Origin of the sequence: Lysinibacillus sp. FSL K6-3209 (assembly GCF_037976175.1) — a bacterium.
GTDB lineage: Bacteria > Bacillota > Bacilli > Bacillales_A > Planococcaceae > Lysinibacillus > Lysinibacillus sphaericus_D.
In genome coordinates, this window is record NZ_CP150264.1 from 3,600,708 (window position 1) to 3,627,056 (window position 26,349).

Sequence of the window (26,349 nt, forward strand, 5' to 3'; positions counted from 1 at the left end):
TTAAAGCATTTTATCTATCGCTTAAAGAAACTTTGCCCATAATCTAACATAATGTTTCGTAAAAAATCAGGTAAAATATATTTTTTCTTTGCATATTTAAAGCTAGGATAAAAATAACCGAACGTAAACAAATCCAGCGTCACTAATTTATAAGTTCGCTCATTATCTGCAATTTTTCCATTAATGAGCAATTGACGCTCCTCATTCATTGCAAAGCCATACGTCAGCATTTTACCAAAAACAACGCCCCTAAACCCTAATCCTTTAAGCTCCATATTGGGCCATTCTTCATTTTTCGATTGCTGAAAAATCTCTTTTATTTCGGATACCGACAATTCGATTGTACATAAATTAATTGGATGTGGAAAAATTTTATGTAAATCAAGCGCGGTTACTGTTCCTTTTGGAAGGCCCTCTAGAAAAATCCCTGCATTAAATAACGCACAGTCTGCACCACTTTTTTCTATAATTGCTTGCGCAAATAGGTGAGATAATTGTGAGTAATGGAACCATTCTTTATTGTACATTTTTTCTGTCGAAAATACAGGCTTGTCTAATAACCTTTTGCCTTCTTCTTCTAAAGTTAGCAAAAATTCATTTTCATTTTCAACAATTGGCAAGTCCTTATTATGAATTAAAGTATCCTTTTTTTCAACAATTTCTCTTGTTTTTCTATCATATTCTATCGCGAGATGTCCAGTATATTGGCCAAATTTTCCTCCACCAGTAAGCAATACACCGTTGATAAACTTCCCATTTGGCAACGTATGATGCGTATGAGACCCAAAGATAACATCGATTTCAGGACATTCCTCTGCTAGCAGTTCATCTTCAGTAATTCCTAAATGTGACAGACAAACAACAATGTCTACTTCTTTACGCAGTTGATGGGTTAATCGAATAAGGGAACTTCGTGCATCGTCTATTTGCCATTGCAATTCCTTATAATAAATTTCGAACATAGCTGTTGCTGCAATAACCGCGATTTTCGTGTCATTTTTTGTGGTTAACACAACGTAAGGCTTTAACCACATTGGATTTTGTCCCTTCGAGGCATTAACATTCGCCACTACGACTTCAAATAGCGCGTCATCGTATAGATGAAACAACTCCTCATGAGACAGTGTAATGCCTTCATTGTTACCGATTGTCACAACATCATAACCGGCGTCGTTTAATAATTTGACATTCCCCTTACCAATAGTCGCGTCTGTATAAATATTTGACCTATCTAGATGATCTCCAACATCAACTAAAAAGCTAGTTTCCCCTAGAGCCGCATATTGAGCACGTTGCGCATTGACATAGTTTTGCATGCGTGGCCAATACTTAAAATGACTATGCAAATCATTTGTATGAAAAATATGAATTTTTTCCAGCATTCCAGCCACCTCTTCTTTACAATAAGCCCTCTATAATGGAACGAATTCCTAATAATAATAAAATAATTCGAAGTGCCAGGACAAGTGTATCTGATTTAATTTTTTTATTGAGTGCTGCTCCTAGCTTAGCTCCAATATAAGCTCCAGGAATAACTGGAATCGTATAAAGCCAAGGTATATGACCTAAATAAATATGGCTTGCAGAGTTCACAATGGATGTTAAGAAGACCATAAACATGGATGTTGCCACTGCCACATGTGGTGGAAATAAAAATAATATGATCATTGCAGGCACAACCATCGAGCCGCCACCAATACCAAATAATCCAGATGCAAAGCCAACTGCAAAGCAGAACAACAACGCAAACCAAATCGGATAGCCGTAAACATATGTTTGTCCAGATGCATCAATAAATTGGTGTTGTGTACCGTTTTTCACAAACCATTGTACAGGTTTCAATTTATCGCGTACAAGTAAAATAATCGATATAACAATCAACAATAACCCAAAATATAAATTAAATGAAGGTAAATCCAACCCTTTATTTACCCATGCACCCACCATTGTTCCTGGAACACTACCTAAAAAAAATATAAAACCACTTTTATAATCCACAGTTTTGGATTTCATGTAGCTTAATGTTGATGCTAGCCCGGTGAAAATCATCATCACAACAGATAGCCCAACCACCTTTTGCGGTGTTATATCTGGAAGCAACCCAAGATTTAAGCCAACAAATAAAGTAGCCGGTACTAAAATAATCCCTCCACCTAGCCCAACAAGAGAGCCGATTAGCCCCGATGCTAGTGCAATGATAACTAAAAGAATAAACTCCATTATATTTCTCCTTCAAACATATTTAATTGTTTTGGCGCTAAACCAACATCTCGTATTGCTAATAGCTCCTGAAGCTCCTTTGCATTTTTCGCAGCATGCAATCCTGAATTATTATTAAATAACACAAATAGCTCCTGTACCTTCGGCTGTATAGCTTGAATATGCTGACTGAGTTGTTGCAACTCTTCTTTATTATAATCATATAGAAAACGAACTTTGCGCCAGTTTTCCATATTGCCAGTATTACGCCAGCCATGAATATTGCGACCATGAATACGTACGAGTGCCCTATTAGCAGTTACTTCAGGGTAAAAGGGAACAGAGCCAATACCCGCTTGTGGTTCATCACAAATCGTATGAATAAATTGATGTTCCTTTAAGAAATCCATTGTTTGCTGGACAAGCTTGTCTGCATACCACGTGCGATTACGAAATTCAATTGCCACATTAAACTCTTTTAATTGTTGCCTAATATACAATAAATATTGGACATTTTTTGACTGACAATCAAACCATGGTGGAAACTGTGCGAGTACCATCGCTAATTTTCCATGACGTTTAAATTCATTGGCACATTCGATAAACGCGTTAAACATATCATTTTTGGATTCGAAGGGAATTTCCCCACGTAAATGACCAGTCATTCCTTGATAAGCTTTTATAACAAAACGAAATGAATCTGGTGTTAGTTCACACCATTTTCGCACATTGTCAACTGATGGAATAGCATAAAATGATGTATCTACTTCTACTGTCAAAAAATGACCTGCATAATCAAATAATTTGTCCTTTGAGGCAGTCACACCACTGTATAACGAAGGATGATCGCCCCAGCCTGTTAACCCAATTCGAATCATAAGACTCCCTCCCTATGTACCTAATGATAGCATACACTTTCTAGTGCAAATACTTACAAAAATAAAAAAGCGACTAAAGCTAAAATAGCTCTAGTCGCATATACATTATCAAAAAATCAGCCGATTGAACCTTCCATCTCGAACTTGATAAGACGATTCATTTCTACTGCGTATTCCATTGGTAATTCTTTCGTAAATGGTTCGATAAAGCCCATTACGATCATTTCTGTTGCTTCTTCTTCAGAAATACCACGAGACATTAAGTAGAATAATTGCTCTTCTGAAACTTTTGAAACTTTCGCTTCATGTTCTAAAGAAACATTATCATTTAAGATTTCGTTGTAAGGAATTGTATCCGAAGTAGATTGATTATCCATGATTAACGTGTCACATTCAATGTTAGCACGTGCACCACTTGCTTTAGGACCGAAACGAACTTGACCCATATATGTTACTTTACCACCTTGTTTGGCAATCGATTTAGAAACGATTGTAGAAGATGTATTAGGTGCCATATGAATCATTTTTGCCCCAGCATGTTGGTGTTGTCCTTTACCAGCTAATGCAATTGATAATGTCATACCACGAGCGCCTTCACCTTTTAGGATACAAGCTGGATATTTCATCGTTAATTTTGAACCGATATTACCGTCAATCCATTCCATCGTACCATTTTCTTCAACAACTGTACGTTTTGTTACTAGGTTGTAAACATTGTTTGCCCAGTTTTGAATTGTTGTATAACGGCAGTAGGCATTTTTTTCGACGATAATCTCTACAACTGCAGAGTGTAAAGAGTTTGTAGTATAAACTGGAGCTGTACATCCTTCAACATAATGTACGTGTGCGCCTTCATCAACGATAATTAACGTACGCTCAAACTGCCCCATGTTTTCAGAGTTAATACGGAAGTATGCTTGTAAAGGCGTTTCAACTTTTACACCTGGTGGCACGTAGATAAATGAACCACCTGACCAAACTGCTGAATTTAATGCAGCAAATTTGTTATCAGTGTATGGGATTACTTTGCCCCAATATTTTTTGAAAATCTCTTCGTTTTCACGTAAAGCTGAATCAGTATCTTTAAACACAATACCAAGGTCTTCAAGATCTTGTTTCATGTTGTGGTATACTACCTCAGATTCGTACTGAGCTGATACACCAGCAAGATATTTTTGCTCTGCTTCAGGAATACCTAATTTATCAAACGTTGCTTTAATTTCTTCAGGTACTTCATCCCAAGATTTTTGCGTCGCTTCAGATGGTTTTACGTAGTACGTAATCTCATCGAAATCTAAATCGCCAAGGTCGCCACCCCATTGTGGCATCGGTTTTGTATAGAAAGTTTCAAGCGCTTTTAAGCGGTATTCAAGCATCCACTCTGGCTCTTGCTTCATATTTGAAATTTCACGGACGATTTCTTCAGTCAAACCACGTTTTGAACGGAAAATTGATACGTCCTTGTCATGGAATCCGTATTTGTAATCGCCAATATCCGGCATTTTTTTAGCCATTATTTCTCCTCCGTTCACGAATTATTATTCTTTTACGCCTTTTTCCATTGCTTTCCAAGCCAATGTCGCACATTTTATGCGTGCGGGGAATTGTGAAACACCTTGCAATGCTTCAACATCCTCTAGGTCGTATTTGTCGCTATATTCTTCACCCATCATCATTTTCGAGAAAATATCAGCAAGTTCTAATGCTTCTTCTACTTTTTTCCCTTTGATAATTTGTGTCATCATCGATGCAGAAGACATTGAAATTGAACAGCCTTCACCGTCAAATTTCGCATCTTCTACAACACCATCATTCACTTTAAGCGTTAAGTGAATACGGTCACCACAAGTCGGATTGTTCATATCAATTGTTACAGCATCTGTTTCTAAAGATCCTTTGTTTCGAGGATTTTTATAATGATCCATGATTACTGAACGGTATAGTTGATCTAAATTATTAAAAGACATCGCCAAAATACTCCTTCGCAGAACGCAACCCAGCAACTAAGCGGTCAATATCTTCCTCCGTATTGTACAGATAAAAGCTTGCACGCGCTGTCGCTACTTGTTGGAGACATTTCATTAGTGGCTGCGCGCAATGATGTCCTGCACGAACAGCGATGCCATTCATGTCAAGAACAGTTGCAACATCATGCGGATGTACATCATCTAAATTAAATGTAACAAGTCCACAACGCTTCATAGGATCGCGTGGGCCAAAAATTTTAAGTCCGTCAATTGTTTCGAGCTGATCCATCGCATAGCCTACAAGCTTATGCTCGTGCTGTGCAATATTGTCTAACCCTACTTCATTTAAGAAATCAATGGCAGCTCCTAAACCAATTGCACCTGCAATAATAGGCGTACCACCTTCAAATTTCCACGGTAATTCTTTCCACGTTGAATCATGCAGTCCAACAAAGTCGATCATTTCGCCACCAAATTCAATTGGCTCCATCTTTTCTAGGTGCTCTTTTTTTCCATATAGTACACCTATTCCAGTCGGTCCGCACATTTTATGTCCTGAAAATCCTAAGAAATCGATATTTAAATCTTGCACATCAATTTTCATATGCGGCGCTGCTTGTGCACCATCTGCTACCATAACTGCACCATTGGCATGTGCGATTTTAGCAATTTCTTTAATCGGATTAATCGTACCGAGAACATTCGATGCCATTGATACAGACACGATTTTTGTTTTCGGCGTAATAGTTGCTCGAACTTTTTCTAGATCAAGCGTTCCATCTGCCTCAAGGTCGATGTACTTTAATGTTGCATTTTTTTCTTTTGCAAGCTGTTGCCAAGGAATAATATTGGAATGGTGTTCCATATGTGTGATGACAATTTCATCACCTTGTTCAACATTTGCACGACCATAACTAGAAGCTACTGTATTTAACGCAGTTGTTGTACCGCGAGTGAAAATAATTTCTTCTGTTGTTTTCGCATTAATGAAATTGCGAACCTTTTCACGAGCACCCTCGTATTTGTCAGTCGCACGATTCCCCAATGTATGCACACCTCGGTGGACATTTGAGTTATCAAATTCATAGTAATGCTTAATTGCTTCAATTACTTGAATAGGCTTTTGAGATGTTGCTGCACTATCAAGATAAACAAGCGGGTGACCATTCACCTGTTGATTTAATATTGGGAAATAGCTTTTAATGTCTTTATTGATCATTAGCGAACTTTCCTTTCAATAACCTCCGTCAGTTGCTTTTGAACGCCCTCAATTGGTAATTGCGTAACAACTGGCGCAAGGAATCCATGGATAACAAGGCGCTCTGCTTCTGCTTTCGAGATACCACGACTCATTAAGTAATAAAGTTGTAGTGGATCTACTCGTCCTACAGATGCTGCGTGTCCTGCTGTTACATCATCTTCGTCAATTAAAAGAATTGGGTTCGCATCGCCACGAGCTTTTTCAGAAAGCATTAGCACACGTGATTCTTGCTGTGCATCCGCCTTTGTAGCACCGTGTTCAATGTAACCAATACCATTAAAGATTGACTGTGCTGCATCTTTCATCACACCGTGTTTCAAGATGTGACCATTTGAGTTTTTACCCCAGTGACGAACTTCTGTAGTGAAGTTTAGCTTTTGCTCTCCGCGACCAACTACAACTGTTTTTGTATCAGCATGAGAACCATCACCGATAAGGTGAGTAATGTTTTCAGAGATTGTATCCGAATCATTCATTAAACCTAGTGCCCAGTCTACTTTTGCATCACGCGCTAAACGAGCACGACGATTTACATAAGTAGTATAACCTTTCGCAAGTACATCAACCGCACCGTAAATTACTTGCGCGTTATCTTGTACAATGACTTCGGAAATTATATTTGCCTGACCTTTCGCTTCTTCAACTGTAGAAATATATGTTTCTACGTATGTGACAGCTGCATTGGCTTCAGCAACAACTAATACATGGTTATATAGAGAAGCTTCGGCATTATCATTTAAAAATACTACTTGTAACGGTTGCTCAATAACGACATTTTTCGGTACGTAAACAAATACGCCACCATTTACAAGTGCTGCATGAAGTGCAGTTAATTTATGTTCATCGACTTTTACTGCTTCAGTCATGAAATACTTTTGTACAAGCTCACCATGTTCACGTACAGCTGTTAACATATCTGTAAAAATAACGCCTTTGTCAGCAAGCTCCTGTGACGTTTTAATAAACGCTGGTGTGTTGTTACGTTGAATATATAAGTTTTCTTGAGACTCAAGATTAATTAACCCTCTTGCCTCTTCTGGTAATTCATCTAATGAAGTTAATTCTTCACTGACAACTGTGTGAGTTGGGAAATTCATGAAATCCCATTTTGTAATATTTGTTCTATCTGGTTTTGGCATATCTAAACCAGCTGCTTTGTCTAGTGCTGCCGTACGAAGCTCTGCAAACCAAGTTGGCTCACCATTCGCTTCTGAGAACGAGCGCACGTCCTGTACTGTTACAGGCAAGTTAAGTTCCACTGTCATGCTAGTTCGTCCTCCTTCTTATGCTTCTTGTTCTTCTGTTTCTTCTTCGATTCCTAGTTCTTTTTTAATCCAATCGTAACCTTCTGCTTCTAAACGTTGTGCTAATTCTTCGCCGCCTGATTTTACAACACGACCTTGCATCATTACGTGTACATGATCTGGTGTGATGTAGTTTAGTAGACGTTGATAGTGCGTAATCATTAAGCATCCGAAGCCTTCGCCACGCATTGCATTGATACCTTTTGACACAACTTTAAGTGCATCAATATCAAGACCAGAGTCAATTTCATCTAAAATCGCAAAAGTTGGTTTAATCATCATTAATTGAAGAATCTCGTTACGTTTTTTCTCACCGCCAGAGAAACCTTCATTTAAATAACGTTGCGCCATGTCTTCATGCATTTCAAGGAATTCCATATTTTTATCTAATTCACGAATAAATTTCATTAGTGAAATTTCGTCGCCTTCTTCACGACGAGCATTAATAGCTGAACGTAAGAAATCAGCGTTCGTCACACCAGCGATTTCTGATGGGTATTGCATTGCAAGGAATAAACCTGCTTGTGCACGCTCATCAACTTCCATTTCAAGTACGTTTTCACCATCAAGTTCAACTGTACCAGAAGTAACTTCGTATTTAGGGTGTCCCATAATTGCAGAAGCTAGTGTTGATTTACCAGTTCCGTTTGGTCCCATAATTGCATGGATTTCATTTGTATTAATTGTAAGGTTTACGCCTTTTAAAATCTCTTTCCCGTCGATTTCAACGTGAAGATCTTTAATTACTAAAGTTGACATGAAAATACCTCCATAATGTGTTCTATGAATGGGCAACCATTCCTTAATTATTATCATTCTAATCTTAACTGAAAATCGTTCTCTATGCAAACCATTTTGACCACTTTCACTTTTCAATGATGAAATCGTGAAATATAAAGACTTTGTAAGCATTTTCAGATTATTGGAAATCGAAACTGACAATGAGAATCAACAAAGTTTATTTTCAATGAAATATCCCTAATTGAGAATAGATTTCATCTAGCTACATAGTGGAAACCTCGCATAGAGCGTTAATTGTAACGGTTTTGTGACAAATACGCACAAACAACCCTATCTATACTATATCCTATTTCATTCTAATGGAATCACTTCAAGAAATAAAATTATAGAGTACTAGCATAATAAACACGTTTAGCAAATTTACACTTTTTACTGTATGATAAAAATTTACTTTGCTTTCAGCAGAAGTCTCCATAAAATTTGTATGCAAATATAAAAAACAAGGATAAACTTGTTCGTAACTTTTAGCTAGGTTCAATGAATGGAAAACCTAGTGATTCCTTCCTGTACAATTATTTTACCAATGTAAAAAGCATACGAGTTGTAGCAAAGGACATGGCTATAGTAGGAACAACATAGCCATGAAGGTCAACAAAACGTGGCATATAACGGGGTGCAGCTTACTGTGTGCCGGCGGAAGCATAGCCACGGTAACAGGCCATTAGCAACATAACAAAAAGCGTTAGATTGCTAGCAACCAATCTAACGCTTTTTACTTAAATCTGTTCTTTTACTATTTTTTATTTAGCTTATTTTATATGCCCATAAATAGCCCTTTGATTCAAGAAGGAATGAATCAGGCTCATTGGGCATTTGCAGCACAACAGCATTATTTGTTTTTAACTCATAGCCATCATTGATACGTTCAATTTGGATTGGCACTTCTAATTCATTAAATAGCTGGCGCAAGCGATAAATCGTATTATAAAGGTTCGCCAATGCCTTTCGCTCATCAAGATTTGGCCAAATATCATCTAAAATACGATATTTAGAAACGACTACTCCTTCATTCAGCAACAAATAGTAAAACAGTTCCTCTGTAACTTTTGTGCGCCATTTAATCGCTTGACCATTCATACGTGTTCCAGCCTCACCTCGAAGGCGAACTTCAAGCTTCGAAATATTGTGCTGTTTCTGACGACCATAATATTTTGCAAGTCGTTCATCTAACTGTAGAACCGTATTGGGTGTCATCGGTTTTAAGACATAATCAAGCGCCTGTACGCGAAAAGCATCTACTGCATACTTCGTATAAGCTGTCGAAAAAATAATCGGTACATCAATCCCTTCCTCTACTAGCTTTAACGCAAGCTCTAAGCCATTTATTTTAGGCATTTCGATATCTAACAGAATCGCATCTGCCTGAATTGTTGAAAGCTCTTTGGCTGCTTCTATGGGCGACGCATAAGATGCAATAACCTTAAAAAGACCACTCTTCTCCAGTAAACGCTTATGCAAGTTTAGAATAGGTTCTTCATCTTCTACCATAATAATTTTCCACATTGGCATGCTCCTTTAAAGGTTGTTTTAAAATCATAGTTGTTCCTTCATCCAATTTAGATTGAATCACAAGCGAAGCTTTTGGTAACTCTTTAACACGGCGTAAGACATTCGTAAAACCAATGCCATTTGAACTGATATTTTTACCCATTGTTAAAGCGGCTACTTGTTCTGCTGTCATCCCAACGCCATCATCGACAATTTGAACTACAAGGAAATCTTCTTCTTTTTCTATTTTCACAATTACACAGCCATTTCCTTCTTTTTCAAAAATCCCATGACGAATCGCATTTTCGACAAGAGGCTGTATTAGTAGGCTTGGCACCTCAACTTTTGCTGTATCAATTGTTTCATCAATTTCAATTACAACACTTAATCTACTACCAAAACGAGCTTGTTCAATTTCTACATAAGCCTGAATAATTTCCAGTTCTTTTTCAAGCGTTGCTCGATGGCCTTCCTTTCCAGAATCAAAAATATAACGTAAATACGTAGATAACATGGTTAATAAATGGCCTGCACGTTCTCCATCTGTATAGCAAAAGGAAATAATACTACTAAGTGCATTATATAAAAAGTGTGGTTTAATTTGCGCTTGTAAAAAGTTCATTTCATGCTCAATAGCATTCGTCATCGCTTCTTTCGTTAAAGAAATGGCAGAGAGTCGTGCCAATAATGATTCCTTGGATGCAGGCTTTCGAATATAATCGTTAGCGCCTGATTCAAGTACAAGTGAAATATTCGTAGGATATTCATTAGCTACTAGCATAATAATCGGTAGATCAATATAGCTATATTGACTTCTTATTTTTTGGGTTAGCACTAAGCCATCCATCACTGGCATCACTTCATCAATTAATAAATAATCCGGTTTTTTATGCTGAATAGTGTAAAGCGCTTCTTCAGCACTATGCGCTAAAGATATTGCGTAATGATTCTGAAGGAGACTTCGCAATACTTCCGCATGTATAACATCATCCTCCACAATCAATAAATTTGGTAAATTATCATTTAGTGTTGGTAGAGATAATGGCAGAATATAATCTGTTTTATTATGTAGTTTTTTCTCATATCCCCCAAAAGGCAATGTGATTAAAAACCTTATGCCATTATGTAAAATATCTACGGAATAGCTGCCACCCATTTGTTCAATTATTGCTTTTCCGATGGATTGGCCCGTTTCATCTGCAGCGATTTGCTTGATAACGTCAGGTCCAGTCCCTTCAACTACTATTCTTACATCTGCATCAAGATGCATAATTGTTAGGACGACTTCTCCATTGACCGCGTGAGCAATGGCTGTTTCTACTACACGATAAACAATTTGACTAATTCTTTGTTCATCTGCCTGTATTAGCAATTGACTATCTGCATGCGTATAAAATCGGATATTCGCTTTTTCCATCGTCCGTTCATGCATTTTCACAACATGCTGAAAAACCATTTGCACATTTACCGGATGAACATCAATTTGAAAATCTTGGAAACGAATTCTTGTAAAATCCTTTAGGTCATTTACTAAATATAATAAACGTTCAAGCTGTTGCTCAAGTAATTGATGCTCTATTAAAGTTCGATGTGCAGATAATGATTTTGTGACGTTCAGTGCATGATAAAGAGGTTGTTCGAGTTCTTTTGTTGTAACTTCTAAAAAAGAATCTTTACCTATTGTAGCCTTTTCCAATCTTTCGCTAAAAACTTCTGCTTCCGTCGTTCGATTAATTAGACGCATTGCAAGAAAGACATTCATGCCTAGAATAAAAAATAGTAATCCAGCTCGATTTAGAACATTTTTGCCAGAGAAAAAAAGCTGATCGACTGTGCCACTTATCGAAAAGATAAGGAGTGAAAACATCGAGGCACTTAAAATCATTAGTTCATTTCTAGGTATTTTCGTACTTTTAGTGATAAGTAAGTGGACCAATCTCCCAATAATGATTAAAGCCAAAACATTTATGTATCCAAAGAAGAAATATTGTAAAAATGATAATGACCTTGCAGGAAAGAGTAGCGTTCCTACTCCATATAAAATAAGGGGCATCGCCAACGTAATAGCCGTTCGACGCTTCACTAGTGTTTCAACTGTATAGACAAAGAAAAAGAATAATGTAACGGCATTGATATAAGTTATAAAATCTTGCAATCGAAAGTACCATTCGAAGGAGATGGCAGGGTACTCCCGAATAAGCGTCCGTTCACCTCTTGTCGATACTAACAATGCCAGTGTGAAAAAGTACAGAGCACTGTAGAAAAAAGCTCGATCTTTTGTCCTCAATAAATACAAGCTAAAATGAAAGATTGAAAAAATAAATAGGATAATGATTGTCGTTTTTTCTAAATTAACATCCTTTACAACATCGTTGGCAATCGTTTCTGCATCACCAAGATCAATTGGGAAAATGACGCCATGCCGTGCATTATAGAAATCTGCTACTTGCAATGTAATGTTCAGTGATTTTGTTTTAGGCTTAAAATATATTTCATACACTGGATTACTCGGTACTGCCCCTTCCTTTTTTGTTACAAGCGTTCCGTAAGACGCCAACTCTTCTCCGTTAATAAAGAGGCGATGTGCAGACCAAATATTTCGTACACGAATGCCCATTTTATCGAAATGGGTAGGCAATTCAACTTGAAGCTGATAAGTACCATATTGGACGTTTTCTTTCCAAGGCCCTGGTACCATTTCCACCTTAGCATTTTGCAGAAAATCTGTTGGTTTTACGTATTCATTGCCAACAAACTTCCATTCACCTGACAAGGCAACTACTTTTTCATTTTTAGAAATACCCGTAAGATCTAATATGCCATCTTTTGCTTGCAAATCTGTATTGCTCGTATCTTGATCGTTAAATGTTAAACCAGCTAACATTGTAATGGCCAGTAGAATTAGTAGCCAGCTAATTCCTTTCTTTATCATAAATTTCCACCTCATATACATCTTATAAGACCCAACTCTCAAATTACTAACAGAATAAGTGTAATTTCCCTTTTTTAATATAATCATTAAAAGATTGTCTAAAATCTTTTTGTTTCAATTGTCTTTTCTGTAATTTATCATATTTTTATTTCGCACTATGCTATTTTTTCAGACTATTTATATATTAAATATTATATAATTAAAGTATAATCAATCGGATTTTTCGATTAATAGAGGTGAATATCCAGTGGAGTTACGTCAATTACGTTATTTTGTGGAGGTTGCAGAACGGGAACATATTTCTGAAGCTGCTGAACATCTTCATGTTGCTCAGTCAGCAATAAGTCGTCAAATTGCTAATTTAGAGGACGAATTAGGCACACCACTTTTTGAACGCGTCGGTCGAAATGTAAAATTAACACCGATCGGAAAAACTTTTCTCGAACATACCATTACTGCTTTAAAAGCCATAGATTTTGCAGCGAAGCAGGTAGAGGAATATTTAGACCCTGCAAAAGGCACTATTAAGATAGGCTTTCCTACAAGCTTAGCAAGCTATGTGCTGCCGACCGTTATTTCAGCCTTTAAGCGGGAATACCCAGATTTGCAATTCCAATTGCGTCAGGGCTCCTATCGCTTTTTAATTGATGCTGTCAAAAACCGTGAGTTAAACTTAGCATTTTTAGGACCGCTTCCACCAAAGGACGAGGCAATCCAATCAACTATACTATTTACAGAAAACATTGCAGCCTTATTGCCAGCAAACCATCCATTAGCTAAACGAGAAAGTATTCAACTGGCAGACTTACGTAATGACCTTTTCGTTCTATTTCCAGATGGCTATATATTGCATAAAGTTGCAATGGACGCCTGTCGTGCTGCTGGCTTTTTACCGAATGTAATATCGGAAGGTGAAGACTTAGATGCCTTAAAAGGTCTAGTTGCAGCTGGAATTGGCGTTAGCTTACTTCCTGAAAGCTCACTATATGATTCAGCTGCCCGCTTCACGATTAAGGTACCCATTGAATCACCTACAATTCCAAGAACTGTTGGCATTATTTCACCGATAAATCGTGAAATCGCTCCATCTGAAAAAATATTTTTAGAGTTCGTTACTAATTTCTATTCTCGACTTTCACAGTTTCAATGAACTAAATAATTGAGATGCGTCCGACGACGGTGCGGATAACAACATTCACAGTAAAAAAGAGGATGGGACATAACCTTAAAATTTTGGCGGTGACTCCTGCTCAGAACGCCACACTGCGTAAGACGCTGGCATTCTGCGCGTTAGCGAGGGTTGCGGCTTTCGTGTGTGCCTGCGGAAAGCACCGCCGTAGAGGACAAAAACGGCGCAGTAAAAAAAGTGGATGGGGCATAACTTAAAAAATTTAAGGAACAGAGGAAAGGTGTCCATAATTTTTTGCTATATGGTGAACTTGGATAACTTAGCTATTCTTGCTTTTGCAATAAATAAAAAATTAGAAGGGTTCACTAGTTGTTGGTAGCGGAGGCGGTGACTCCTGCTCAGAACGCACACAGCGTAAGACGCAACGAACCCGCGCGTTAGCGAGGGTTGCGGCTTACTGTGCTGAGCGGAAAGCACCGCCGAAGCGGACAACAGCAGCGCAGTAAAAAAAGAGGATGGGACATAACTAAAAAAATTTAAAGAACAGAGGAAAGGTGTTCATAAATTTTTGCTATATGGAGAACTTATCTTTTCTTGCTTTTGCAATAAATAAAAAATTAGAAGTGTTCACTAGTTGTTGGTAGCGGAAGCGGTGACTCCTGCTCAGAACAGCGCACAATGTAAGACGTAACAGACCGCGCGTTAGCGAGGGTTGCGGCTTACTGTGCTGAGCGGAAAGCACCGCCGTAGCGGACAACAACGGCGTAGCAAAAAAGTGTTAGATTGACTGCCATCAATCTAACACCTTTTCTCTTTTGTCCCAACCTCTTTTTCTGTTTATACAATGCTTCAAGTGTAGGCGTTAATCGTCTTTAAATACTTTTTGTAAAATATAATACGATTGTTTTAAACGTTCATTGTACTTCGGTTGTTGCCAAGTATCCCAACTATATGAATCTAATGCCGGTAATATATTATTCGTAGCCTTCGGTAAAGATTGGACTACTTTTCCTTCTTCATTAACAAATACTACACCTACAAAAATATTGTCCACTTTAACTGACGCTGTTTCACCATTCGCATATAAATCTCCCATAAACTCTCGCTGACTTGGATCTTTGGATTGTAGCAGAAGCCAAGGTATTCGTAGCTCAATCACATTATCATCTGTCCATGTGTAGTCAACGAGTGAATTATAGTTAGACGCTTCAGGATTTGCATTTCCTTGTAGCAATTTACCTGTTTCATAAAAGCTAAAGTCTGTCGTCTTTTTTTGTTCAGGTAAGTACAGTTGTTTATTTAAAACATAATAAATCGGCGCAAACTTACCGCTATTTTTAACCGCTGCTTTCATGCGTGGTGGAATCATGCTTAAACGATGTCCATAGAAATAATCATAGAAATCATAGTATTCATCAATGACAACTCGAGAATCGCCTTTTTTATTTAACTCAACAATAAAGTCAATACCATTTGAAAAAGTTATATTTTTAATAGTTGTTGCAGATGTATTGCCTTGCTCTGGTACTACGTCTAGTAAAATACGTGGTGATGCCGTTTTTATCTCATCACTTTTCAACTTCATGTACACATACTTTTCATCGTAATCCACTGCAAAATCAGTCGAGCTAGAAGGCGAAGTTTTATATAATTGTGTACCTTCTTCCCAATCATTTAGCTTTCCATCCACTTTTACTTTATTTCGATCAAAGCTCATTAGACCGAATTGCTGTTCATTGGTTTGAGCATTGGACCAAAACGGTCGACGATTCGGGTCGTCGTAATCCATTGTATTCCACGTGCGTTTAAACCACTCATCCTGCCATGTAAATACAAGCCCACCAAGCAAGCCTTCATGCATGATATCTTCATACAAATGCTGCAATGTTTCCCCTTGTTTCTTTTCAGACATGTGCCCCTGATTCCAACCGTAGACATTTTCATGTGTCATTCCACGCGATGCTGGAATGCCGAATTCCGCGATAAGTACAGGCATTGTATGCGCCTTATGCAATTCATTTAGATAGCCTGCATAACTATTTTTTTGACCACGGAAATCTACATAATTTAAATAATCTTTATCGAAATTAAAGAAATCTGGGTAATAAGGATAGACATGATATGAAGCAAATTGTCCTGGTGCTTGCATGTCCCCTTTTGTAAAGATGACATTCGGGTTAACGCCTACTAAATCTTCATCTTCTGATGGTTCAGATGGATGCTCTAGTAAATCTGTTGTTACCCAGTTGGTAAAACTCATCGGTCGCATCCAATTGTATTTCTCTTTCTCATATACTGTAATCATGTCCATCTGCTCAGCAAGCCAATGCTCAAAAGGTGTCGCATTTTTCGTTTCGAAATATGTTCCATTATATTGCCCTAAATTAGCATGCTTTTCATTTGTTCCGACGACCATATGTGGATACCACTCAATCCCAAGCACCCAACCGATTACATATTTTGAAACATCTACATCGTATAAGCCGGATGCATGTCCTGTAACAGGCTTCACATAAATGTTACCGTGAATAACATCAACCATGCGCTTCATTTCATGTTGAAAATCCTTTAACGTAGTTGCATCATAGGCATCAAGTGATTCAGATAAGCCTTCTTCATTAATCCAAACACCATGTAAAACGTATAATGGTCGATTAGGATTTTCTTCGTTGTACTTTGCCAACGCTCGATAGAAGCCTGGCGGATGTAACGTATATACCCGTATCGTATTGGCATTCATAGCAGCAATTTGATTAAACCAACGATAGTACTCTTCTTCAGTGATTGCCGCTTCCCCAGGAAATGCACCTGGTTTCCCCATACCAATATTGACACCTTTGAATGTTATCGGCGCCCATTTTCCATCCTGTAACACTTCAAACGTTTCACCTTGAACACGTGCATTATAGTTTAATTTGTTTGCATGATTTGTTTCTTGCACTTCTTTTTTCTCAAATGTCTCAAATACTTTGTGCATAACTGGTATGTAAATAGACCAATAAAAAGAGCTGTCCGCAAACTTCTCAGCATATTTATAAAGAGTAGGTAAACCTTTGACTTTAGATAGCGTAGGTAAACGATCCATATCATTGAAGTCTCCCGCAAAATAATAGCTTGTTGTATAACGTTTATCCTGCGAGACAATCGCTGCAAATTGTTGTGGAATATGATTGTCATCTAAAATCTTGGACCCCTCTTTAGTTAAATCCCACTTATAGTTGGCTAATGCATCTTCAGCATATTTCGGCGTAATAATATCAAACCAATACTCATATTTTGCACTGCTAGAGGTATTAAAAAATTGCTTACCTGCTTCCGTAAATTGAAGCTCAATCCCTGGCGTTTTAATATGTTTGTCCAACTCTAATACTACGAGCTTTTCTGTAATTTCATTAAATACGATAAATCCTCCGCCTTTATAGGACCAATCGTCTCCGTATTCATCTACTATCCATTGTGGTATTTCTAAATTTTTATGATAATCGAGCTCATCAAAATAACGCCCAATCCATCCTGACCATGAAATTCCCAAATAATCTTGAAGCTCTTTTCGGACAGCTTCCGTTGTTGGCGAAGCGAATGTATTGTACTCGGCTATTAACATGCTTTTTTTATTACTAGCTAGTCGAGATACAATTGACTGCCACTCTTCCATCTCTAAACCACCGACAATTTTTTCTGAGCGTTGTCCTAGCCTTTTTTCTTGTCCCAAATCATCTTTATACACACCATACGTATCTGCTAAATAAATCACATCATAGTTACTGTAGTCTGTTGGGAATTTTTTTTCCGTTACACTTTTTAATTTGTCATCTGGTTGCGTACCGAAATAACTGTCAACTAAATCATAAGGCTGATTGTCCATCGTATACTTGTAATGATTTAAAAACCAATTCACGCCGAGATGTTCGCGATATGTTTCATTTGGAACTGTTTTATCTAAAATCGCTACGTTTAGCGGGGTATTATCATCCAAGTACCAAATAATAATCGGAGTAATAATGAGCATTAATGTAATGATAATCCCTATATATATTCGCTTCATACACTTTTCTCCTTTTCAGCAATCCCGACACGCTTCATATTTCCCCATTCACTCTTTCTACGTACAAATCGAATTAACCCTTCACAACGCCATAGCAGTGTAAGTGGGCGATACCAAAAAATTTCAGTAAACGCTAAAGTAATCATACGTAACAAGTCTCTCTTTCTTGGGTACGTATTCATGCTCCAAGCCTCAAATAATACGGAAGCAACGGAAAAAATAACACCATAAATAACAAAAAGTAATAATAACAAAATCGCCATTTCATAATAAATTTGCCCTAAGAAAAACGCGATAATAATATAGATATAGCCACCTAGTTCTACAACAGGCCCTAAACATTCTACTAACCAAAAATACGGAAACGAAACCATACCAATCAAACCGTATCGTGGATTTAACGTCATCTTCTTATGTTTCCAAAGACTTTCAAACATTCCTTGATGCCAACGTCTGCGTTGATTTCGCAAGACACTTAATGTATGTGGTGCTTCTGTCCAACAGACAGGGTCTGGTACAAATTCAATTCGTTTATTTACTTTTTTCTCTTTAATAAGTCGATGAACATTGACAACAAGCTCCATGTCTTCACCAATAATATTGGTCGAATAGCCTCCTGCTTCAACAGCCCATTTTTTTGAAAAGACACTAAATGCACCTGAAATAATCAACACAAGATTAAATTTACTTAATGCAATTCGCCCCATTAAAAAGGCTCGCAAATATTCAATTATTTGCATGATAACTAAATAATTACTAGGTAAGCGCATATCATAAATCGAGCCAAGCTGCATTTTCGCTCCGTTGGCGATACGTATATTGCCCCCAGCTGCAATCACTTCTCCATCAGATAAAACAATCGGCTTCATCACACGAAGCAATGCTTTTTCATCTAAAATGGAATCCCCATCAATGGAACAAAAATACGGATATTGTGATACGTTGATACCGACATTCAATGCATCAGCCTTGCCACCATTCACTTTATCTACCAATATACAATTCATATAAATTTCTGATTCATAAATTTGGATCACTTGCTTCGTATGAATATTTGTTTTTATAATTTTATTTACAGGTTTCATTTGAAAGTGCTCAATGACCGTTTGTAATGTATTGTCAGTGGAACCATCATTAATAATAATAATTTCTGTTTGCGGATAACGTAAATTAAGCAATGAATAGACGGTATCTACTACACCTACTTCTTCATTATAGGCAGGAACTAGTAAGGACACAGGCTTGGAATAAAAGGCATCAATATGCGCATCGTCATACTCCGAAGGGTCTAAACGATATCGCTTACGCAAATCAAGCATTGCGATGATTAACATGGTGCAATACGAAACAATAACAAACAGCATATAAAATACAATTACGCCGCCAAAAAACAACATGGAGTAATGTAAAATTTTCATCTCGTTCCCTGCTTTCTCATTATTGTTTCTTGTGCCATCTCTACTGCATAATGATCAGTAGAATAAGAAATAAACTCTTTTAATTTCTCTAATCCTTCACGGTCTTCAGCAATCGTCTTCGCAGCTTGAGAGCGAACCCACCAATTTTCATCTTGAAGAAGCTGTTCTAAATATGGATAAGAATAGGACAAGGGGACATATTTAAAAATCTTCCCTACCATTAAACGCACTTCCCATAAATCTGACGTTACAAAAGGAATATACGGATTGATATTTTCAATTACGCCGATTTCAAACAGGCCCTTTAGCGCGCGTATTTTAATTTCATCATTTTCATTCGTTAATAATTGCTCTAATTCCCCAATATATTTCATATTTTTTTTGGCAGCAGCTGTATCAATTACAGCAAACTGAATGCTCATTGACCAGCTCGTAAACTCATCAAAAAATCGCATAAATATATCTTCCTCTAATAAAACGAATAATCTTCTATACTCACTTTCAGAGTAATTTGCATTGGGAACCTTAATTTTTTGAATAAATAATTCTGGCTGAAATAAGGAATATATTTTAAGCAATTGAAAAAACTCTTCCTTAGAGTATTTCGTTGTCTCTAATTTTTTACAAGCATCGAGCAATTCATCGAGCTGCAAATCGGCGATACGATATAAAGCGTTCATGCGAATGCTCCAACGTTTATTCATTAAATCATTTTCATAAAATGTCTTTAAATACTGATTGGCAAAATTCTTCATTTTCCATCTCATATCATCATTCGTAATGTTCTTTAAATAGGATGAAAAAATCATTTCGATTGCCTGAACTTGGGGCTTGCCACGAGGTATAAGCACCACTGAAAAAATTTCATTATTAAAAAGATATTCATACCAAAGCTGTGAGTAGTCTTTTAAATAGATATCTCTCGATTTTTTAAAACGCACTTCACTTTGACGTTGATAAAATATATATATCATGAAGCCGCACAGAACAATGAACAGTATAGCTATTACTGATAAAAGAAAATCAAGCGATAAGTCTATCATAGCCAATACCTCGCAAAAGTTCGTTTAATTTTTGCTTCTAATAAACGTAAATTAAACGGTTTGACTATAAATTCATCTACGCCACCTTCATAAGCATTTAGTGCAGCGATCTCTGAGTTACGTTCAGACATCATGTAAATAAGGAATTTTTTTTCGTTCGGCATTGTTCGTAAGCTGTGTAAAATTTCTAAGCCATTATTGCGCGGTAAAATATCATTCATAATAATTAAATGCAGATGCCCAGATTGATAAGTATTAGATTGTAAAAAACTATAACCATCTTCATATGCTGTGACATCAAAGGTGAAATTAGCGATATCCATGGAATTTAAAGTCGTTTCTAGTACTTTTCTAAAAATTGCATTTTGTTCAATAATACTCACTTTTACAAGTTCAATGGATTGTAAACGATAATCCTCTATCTGTTCAATCCACCATGGCTGTTGATTGTTGTCAGCCAGCAATGCTTTATTTTTTTCTACTAGTATTTCAAAGTTGATCTGATTATTACGTATTTCTGTTATAGAAGCTTTTAAGGCAACGCGACTTTCTAGCGTTGTATCTTTCTTTAGTAACTGGAAGATTCTTTTTAAAAATGCATTCGCTTCAACATCACTACTTTGTAAAAAAATAATGCCCCAATGCTCTCCATCTTCCAATTGGAAGAGTAAATCTGTCTTCCGAATATTTTCCGTTAAAAAATCAGTAATTTGAGTATTTACATTGCTTTGATTTACTTCTGAAGAGGTACTGTGTACACACTTTAAAAAAATTGTGGTAATCGTCATATGTGAACGAATAGCACTTTCAAGCATAATTTCAAAATATTTTTTAACATCTTGTTCTAGCATTATATCTTTTGTGAAAATTACTTCATTCATTATTCCTACCTCCTTGTAGCTCTCCTCGAAATAATTCAAAGCCTTACTTGTTTAGTGCCCGATAGGAACAAAAATAAACCTTGTACTAACCGTACATTATGTTTGATAAACAAGGTAAACCCCACCAAATAAACTTTTATAGGAAAGCGAGTCAGACAAGCCCCCTCAATATGACACATGCCATATTGAGGATGCTCGATGCTCGCCCACAAAAAGTTAAATGGTGGGGCTTGTCATAATTAATCATTATATAGCTTTTCGCTATTTCAAACTACAGTAAAAAATACGTTTAATTGACTTATCTATCCTTCATTTGATAGATTGTTTGTCAATCCACTTTAATGTATCTGAACTTAAACCGCCAGCGCGCCATAATACTACCTCATGATAGCTTTTTTGTTGGACATAGCTAATCCATTTTTCAAGTGTCTCTTGATCCGCATACCATACCTCATAACGCACATTATTGTCATCTGAATAAGTGAAATATGCAGCCCCGCTTGCTTGATCTCGTTGTTTCTTTGCTTTCGTTTTGGCGAGTAGTTGCTCTGCCTCAATTTCCGTTAAAGCAACTGCTTTCCCTTGTGCAGGCCATTTAAATCCGCCCGTTGCAAAAGCAATGGCTAAGTCTTGATTAGACTTTTGTATTTTTTTTAGTAAGTCATCTAAAAATGAGAATGTTGCTTTCGCTCCCGGTCCACTATGATAACCATGGACATTGTACGCCATAACAGTATACTTTGGGCCATCGGGCAATTTCATATCAAATGGATAACGCGGTTCTAATACAACATTTAGTGTGATATTTTTTTTGGATAATTGTTGATAAAGCTCTTCTAAAAAAAGTAGATATTTCGGAAGATCCTCTTTCGCTACCTTTTCATAATCAATTTCTATTCCCTTGACCTGATATTGCTCAACAATTTGCAATATATTATCGATATGCTTTTGTCTTGTTGAAGTATCTTGGAGCAGGCGATGTAATAACTTACTATCCTTCTGAACTGATGGGGCGTTATCTGTAACATAGTCATTGATTAACGTAAGTATCACAGAATGTGTTGCATGAAATTGTTGCTGTGTTTGTTGCAACATCTCTACCGCATTATCTGTTAATAATAATTGATCTTTACTGTTGAAATAAGCGCCAAATACACGAACATCCTGTAGACCCTGCTGTGAATTTTTCACATCTTCTATTGCTGATTTTTTTTGCCATTCGGGCAACCAAATAGATAATTGCAACTTATTTTTATTCTTTAGCTCTTCCTTTGCTTCAACCGGAACTTCTTTACTATTGCTACATGCTGTGATAATTAGTAGTGCCATACAGATAAACAAAATAAATTTTCTCACGTGAATCTAACTTCCCCTCGGTTTAGAAGGTTTCAATAAAGAAGTCTACAACGTTATTAAACAAAGTCGTTGTTTTATACTTCACTTTATCAAAATTCGTATATTGATTTGAAAAGAGTGTCGTCTTGTTTCCATCTGTTATTAATAGATCGTCGATCAATGTATCGTAAATATCATCTGCATACTGTTCATGTGTCGTATCTTTTTTACTATACATTGCTCCGATTCCTAATTGTGTCCCATTAATAACTGGATTTACCTTTATTGTCTTCGATAATTCATCGTCGACATTTATCTCTATTTTATCTTTATTCACAGCGATATTAAATACTCTTTTTTGTGTTAAATTTCGTGGATATTCATCTTCATCAATTCTCGAACCTTTTTGTGTATCTTGATAGTTATAAACAGTTGCTTTATTAAATGCGTATTGTTCTTCATCCCACTTAATATCATTTAACTGTAAGCGTTCCTTTTCAACAACACTTGCTCCAGGTAATTTTTCTGACACAACGATCTCATTGTCTATTAATGCAATACGCATATAGCTATTGCTTTTTTCATCATAGTTCACATATAGAGATTGCTGCCCTACTACATTTCCTTTAAAAGCAAAATTGACATTATATTGATTAGGCAATTCATCCTTTAAAATAATGCGCCCTTCACTTGATGGGGCAGACGTTATAATGATTTCATTATTTTTAAATTCTGCAGCGCCATTAATAATGGACCATTTTTTTGCTTGTTGCGCATCCCCTACTTCAAATGCTACATTTTGTTTACTCGCTTGGCGGATTTTCATCATCACATGGTTTGTTGACCAATATGGCGATACTTGTAATCGGCTTAAGTTATAGAGATCTGCGTCTTTGTTATTATAGGCACCTAGCTCTAAATTGAAATGCATACCAAATGTCTTTTTAATTTCGGTATCGTTAATACTCTCTACTAAAGGGTCCATGTTATTGTAAAGTGCATTGGCATGCATAATGGCATACGCCTTTGGCACTTCATCTAACTTTTCTTCATAAATATCGTGCATTAATTTATAATCCTTTTTAATTCGCGTCTCCATTTCTTTACGCGTTTCACTCGGAATCATAAACTGATTGCGAATAAAGTCCATTAAATAGTGATTATAATATTCGATTGTCGTTTTATTTGGCACATCATTCTCGTCGATCATGCCTAATGACTGTCCTTGATCATTATAAATATTAATGTACGTCAGACGGTATCCATTGGAACCTAATTCCCAAAAGCCACTTTTTTGCATCAGTAATAAATCTTTAGGTTTTAAAAATTTATTGTCTCTCGTATCCATCTTATTGGCATACGTAAACATGGTTGCTTTATAATTTAACTCTTCCATAATGTTTTGAGCGAAAATACTTGAGTCTGTGCGTCCATCTTCAAATGATAAAAACAATGCTTTCTCGGGTAGAGGTTTGTTCTTTTCATAAAAATCTACTATATCTTGCTGGGTAATCGTTTTGTAACCTTGCCCTTCAAGTAACTCCAACTGTTTTTCCAAGTTCTTTCTGGACACGTATTTTGGAGAATCATTTCTACTTACGCCAAAGTAGGATAATGCAATAAAACCATCTTTATTAATTAGAGGAACTGTTTCCTCTTCTTTTTTTTCTGTTAAGAACACGACACGTATTAAAATCACCGCTAAAAATACAACGATAACGAATTGAGCAATAGAACGAAGTAATTTTCTGCGATTTTTTTTAGCTGGATCTAATACAACATTTTTTTCACTCATTCCTTCTCACCCATTTTTCTTATTTTCAGCATTGAAAATCGGGATTTCCGAATCTTTTGTTTTTCCAATTTCTTTTCCCTTGCCAATACATCTTGAGGTGTTTCTCTTGTGCCCCAAGTTGATTTCCAAAATGTCACCCACGCCACAGGCATTTGCCAAAGTAAAATAAATTCGTAGAAAAGGACAAATATAAAGCCAAACGTCCACAACTTACTTCGTCTAAAGAATAGGTGGGCCAAGCTCATCAGCATTGCCATTAACATTAGGCCCATTAAAAATGTTGTTGGAAATATCCCATGCATAATAGGCACATAGATTAAATTGTAAACTACGACAATCGGTGCTGCGATTGGTACAATTAAACCAATGATAAAGAACAAAAACATAAAAGGTTCTTTTTTCCACATAAATAAAAATGCTCGTAACGACTCTCGTAACCATGATCGTTTCCAGCGCATTTGTTGCGACAAAAAGACTTTTGTCTCTGAAGGTACAATTGTAGAACATACGGCATTATCTTGATAACCTGTGCGATGCGTCTTTAAAATATAGTTCGTCATACTACGATCATCACCAAAAGTTGCCGGTTGCCCTAAGAACTTTTGATTTAACCACGCTGTTTCATTTTTTAATATAAGTTCTTTTCGATAGCATGCCAGTGGCCCCGATAAGCATGTTACGGTGTCAAACCAAGACTCTGCCGCTTTCATTATACGAAAGGCTATATAATATCGAACCGTTTGTAGTTTTGTTAGCGCATTTGTAAACTTGTTTTCTACTTCTGTTCTTCCTGCTACACCGCCCATTTTAGGATCCTGGAAAGGTTGTACTAAATTTCGAATGGCGTGAGGCTCTAAGAAGCTATCTGAATCGACGAAAACGACTAAATCATGTTTGGCCAAATGCACTCCCGCTATTAACGCTTCACGCTTCCCCCCATTTTGAGGTAACTTATGAAATTTCAAACGTCCTTCTGTTTTAAAACGCCCACCTTCCCGATGAATCAGCTCAATCATGTTATTGGCGGCTTCCTCTGTTCTATCTGTAGAGTAATCATCTACGACAATAACTTCTAATTTATCCACAGGGTAATATTGATTGATACAGCTTAAAATGGTTCTATGAATCCATTGTTCTTCATTAAATACTGGAATAATAATAGAAACACCAGGTTCATATTGAGGATTGATTGGCACATTCCTATAGAAAATACCAAACAAATATCTACTTAGAAGAAATGTAGCTGCGATTATACTATATAAATATAAGAACTTATTAAACTTAAAATAGATGACACTTTCAGCACGCATTAAGACAACGATAAGTGAAACAATAAATAAAAATAAACTCGCTACAAAAATTGAAAGTCCCCAACGTTTTTTCGTTAAATACTCATTTAAAGGATTTAAAAATTCAAACGCATAGTAGTATCTCGTTTTTCCATCTACCTCTTTTGTAAATTGACGGACTACTTTAGCTTTTAACTTTACTTTTGATTCATAACCCTCAGGCATCGCTCCATCAGGTATTGTGAACTGCATCGTAACAATTTCATCAGCTAATAATTTATTTGCACTATCCGTATAAACAAGGATACCTGTCACCGAAATATCTTCAGCATAATATTGATAAGGATTCTTTTGTCTAGCTCTTTTAATGTTCACTTCAAATGCAGTTTCATAACGCAAACTTAATAACTGTAAACGATAAATTTCATTTACATTTGTAGGGTCAATATCCCCGCCTTCTGTTTGGTACGAAGCCCCTCGACGATTAACGAGGCTCCGCACATTTTCAGGATCAGGAATATTCGATAAAATACGTCGATCAGAGCGCGGCATTGTTAAAATCTCTTTTTTCTTTTTCATGATTA

18 protein-coding genes are annotated in these 26,349 nt (G+C 36.7%); 1 reads left to right on the forward strand and 17 read right to left on the reverse strand.

Annotated features, from left to right (window positions below; translation table 11 throughout):
• Positions 1 to 14 precede the first annotated feature (14 nt).
• The 10 genes from MHH88_RS17685 to MHH88_RS17730 form a co-directional block, all read right to left on the reverse strand.
• Positions 15 to 1,382: a bifunctional UDP-sugar hydrolase/5'-nucleotidase gene (locus tag MHH88_RS17685; protein ID WP_069509866.1), complete on the reverse strand. Its 1,368-nt coding sequence runs from the start codon at positions 1,380 to 1,382 to the stop codon at positions 15 to 17.
• A 16-nt stretch (positions 1,383 to 1,398) separates the two neighbouring features.
• Positions 1,399 to 2,220, reverse strand: coding sequence for a sulfite exporter TauE/SafE family protein (locus MHH88_RS17690; protein WP_069509868.1), 822 nt, complete (start codon positions 2,218 to 2,220; stop codon positions 1,399 to 1,401).
• Positions 2,220 to 3,077: a DUF72 domain-containing protein gene (locus MHH88_RS17695; protein WP_339259705.1), complete on the reverse strand. Its 858-nt coding sequence runs from the start codon at positions 3,075 to 3,077 to the stop codon at positions 2,220 to 2,222. The genes MHH88_RS17690 and MHH88_RS17695 overlap by 1 nt, the downstream gene beginning before the upstream one ends.
• Before the next feature lie 116 nt (positions 3,078 to 3,193).
• Complete coding sequence (sufB, locus tag MHH88_RS17700; RefSeq protein ID WP_024362718.1) at positions 3,194 to 4,591, reverse strand: Fe-S cluster assembly protein SufB; 1,398 nt, start codon at positions 4,589 to 4,591, stop codon at positions 3,194 to 3,196.
• A 24-nt stretch (positions 4,592 to 4,615) separates the two neighbouring features.
• A complete protein-coding gene (sufU, locus tag MHH88_RS17705; protein ID WP_069509291.1) occupies positions 4,616 to 5,044 on the reverse strand; it encodes a Fe-S cluster assembly sulfur transfer protein SufU in 429 nt (142 codons plus the stop codon).
• Positions 5,034 to 6,263 (reverse strand): cysteine desulfurase, encoded by a 1,230-nt coding sequence (locus tag MHH88_RS17710; protein ID WP_069509294.1) that lies wholly within the window; start codon positions 6,261 to 6,263, stop codon positions 5,034 to 5,036. The genes sufU and MHH88_RS17710 overlap by 11 nt, the downstream gene beginning before the upstream one ends.
• The gene (gene sufD, locus MHH88_RS17715) at positions 6,263 to 7,570 is read right to left on the reverse strand and encodes a Fe-S cluster assembly protein SufD (RefSeq protein ID WP_024362715.1); all 1,308 of its coding nucleotides are present in this window, start codon (positions 7,568 to 7,570) and stop codon (positions 6,263 to 6,265) included. Before sufD ends, MHH88_RS17710 begins: the two co-directional genes overlap by 1 nt.
• An 18-nt stretch (positions 7,571 to 7,588) precedes the next feature.
• A complete protein-coding gene (gene sufC, locus MHH88_RS17720; RefSeq protein ID WP_172583049.1) occupies positions 7,589 to 8,374 on the reverse strand; it encodes a Fe-S cluster assembly ATPase SufC in 786 nt (261 codons plus the stop codon).
• Between the two features lie 780 nt (positions 8,375 to 9,154).
• Positions 9,155 to 9,913, reverse strand: a complete 759-nt coding sequence (locus MHH88_RS17725) for a response regulator (RefSeq protein ID WP_339259710.1) — start codon at positions 9,911 to 9,913, stop codon at positions 9,155 to 9,157.
• Entirely contained in the window at positions 9,885 to 12,830 is a 2,946-nt protein-coding gene (locus MHH88_RS17730; protein ID WP_339259712.1) for a histidine kinase, read from the reverse strand. The genes MHH88_RS17725 and MHH88_RS17730 overlap by 29 nt, the downstream gene beginning before the upstream one ends.
• 247 nt (positions 12,831 to 13,077) lie before the next feature.
• Here MHH88_RS17730 and MHH88_RS17735 point away from each other — a divergent pair, with 247 nt between their 5' ends.
• Positions 13,078 to 13,980: a LysR family transcriptional regulator gene (locus tag MHH88_RS17735; protein WP_025220406.1), complete on the forward strand. Its 903-nt coding sequence runs from the start codon at positions 13,078 to 13,080 to the stop codon at positions 13,978 to 13,980.
• A gap of 841 nt (positions 13,981 to 14,821) precedes the next feature.
• Here MHH88_RS17735 and MHH88_RS17740 read toward each other — a convergent pair.
• From MHH88_RS17740 to MHH88_RS17770, 7 genes are all read right to left on the reverse strand, one after another.
• Positions 14,822 to 18,004 carry a hypothetical protein gene (locus tag MHH88_RS17740; RefSeq protein WP_339259714.1) on the reverse strand — a complete coding sequence of 1,061 codons (3,183 nt, stop codon included), beginning with the start codon at positions 18,002 to 18,004 and terminating at the stop codon, positions 14,822 to 14,824.
• A complete protein-coding gene (locus MHH88_RS17745; RefSeq protein ID WP_069509305.1) occupies positions 18,001 to 19,422 on the reverse strand; it encodes a glycosyltransferase in 1,422 nt (473 codons plus the stop codon). The genes MHH88_RS17740 and MHH88_RS17745 overlap by 4 nt, the downstream gene beginning before the upstream one ends.
• Positions 19,419 to 20,396 carry a HEAT repeat domain-containing protein gene (locus MHH88_RS17750; protein ID WP_339259717.1) on the reverse strand — a complete coding sequence of 326 codons (978 nt, stop codon included), beginning with the start codon at positions 20,394 to 20,396 and terminating at the stop codon, positions 19,419 to 19,421. The genes MHH88_RS17745 and MHH88_RS17750 overlap by 4 nt, the downstream gene beginning before the upstream one ends.
• Before the next feature lie 65 nt (positions 20,397 to 20,461).
• Positions 20,462 to 21,346: a response regulator gene (locus tag MHH88_RS17755; protein ID WP_069509311.1), complete on the reverse strand. Its 885-nt coding sequence runs from the start codon at positions 21,344 to 21,346 to the stop codon at positions 20,462 to 20,464.
• Positions 21,347 to 21,655: 309 nt separating this feature from the next.
• Positions 21,656 to 22,702 (reverse strand): glycosyl hydrolase family 18 protein, encoded by a 1,047-nt coding sequence (locus MHH88_RS17760; protein WP_339259719.1) that lies wholly within the window; start codon positions 22,700 to 22,702, stop codon positions 21,656 to 21,658.
• Between the two features lie 22 nt (positions 22,703 to 22,724).
• The gene (locus MHH88_RS17765) at positions 22,725 to 24,476 is read right to left on the reverse strand and encodes a polysaccharide deacetylase family protein (RefSeq protein ID WP_339259721.1); all 1,752 of its coding nucleotides are present in this window, start codon (positions 24,474 to 24,476) and stop codon (positions 22,725 to 22,727) included.
• Positions 24,473 to 26,344, reverse strand: coding sequence for a glycosyltransferase (locus MHH88_RS17770; RefSeq protein ID WP_339259723.1), 1,872 nt, complete (start codon positions 26,342 to 26,344; stop codon positions 24,473 to 24,475). Before MHH88_RS17770 ends, MHH88_RS17765 begins: the two co-directional genes overlap by 4 nt.
• Positions 26,345 to 26,349: the final 5 nt, after the last annotated feature.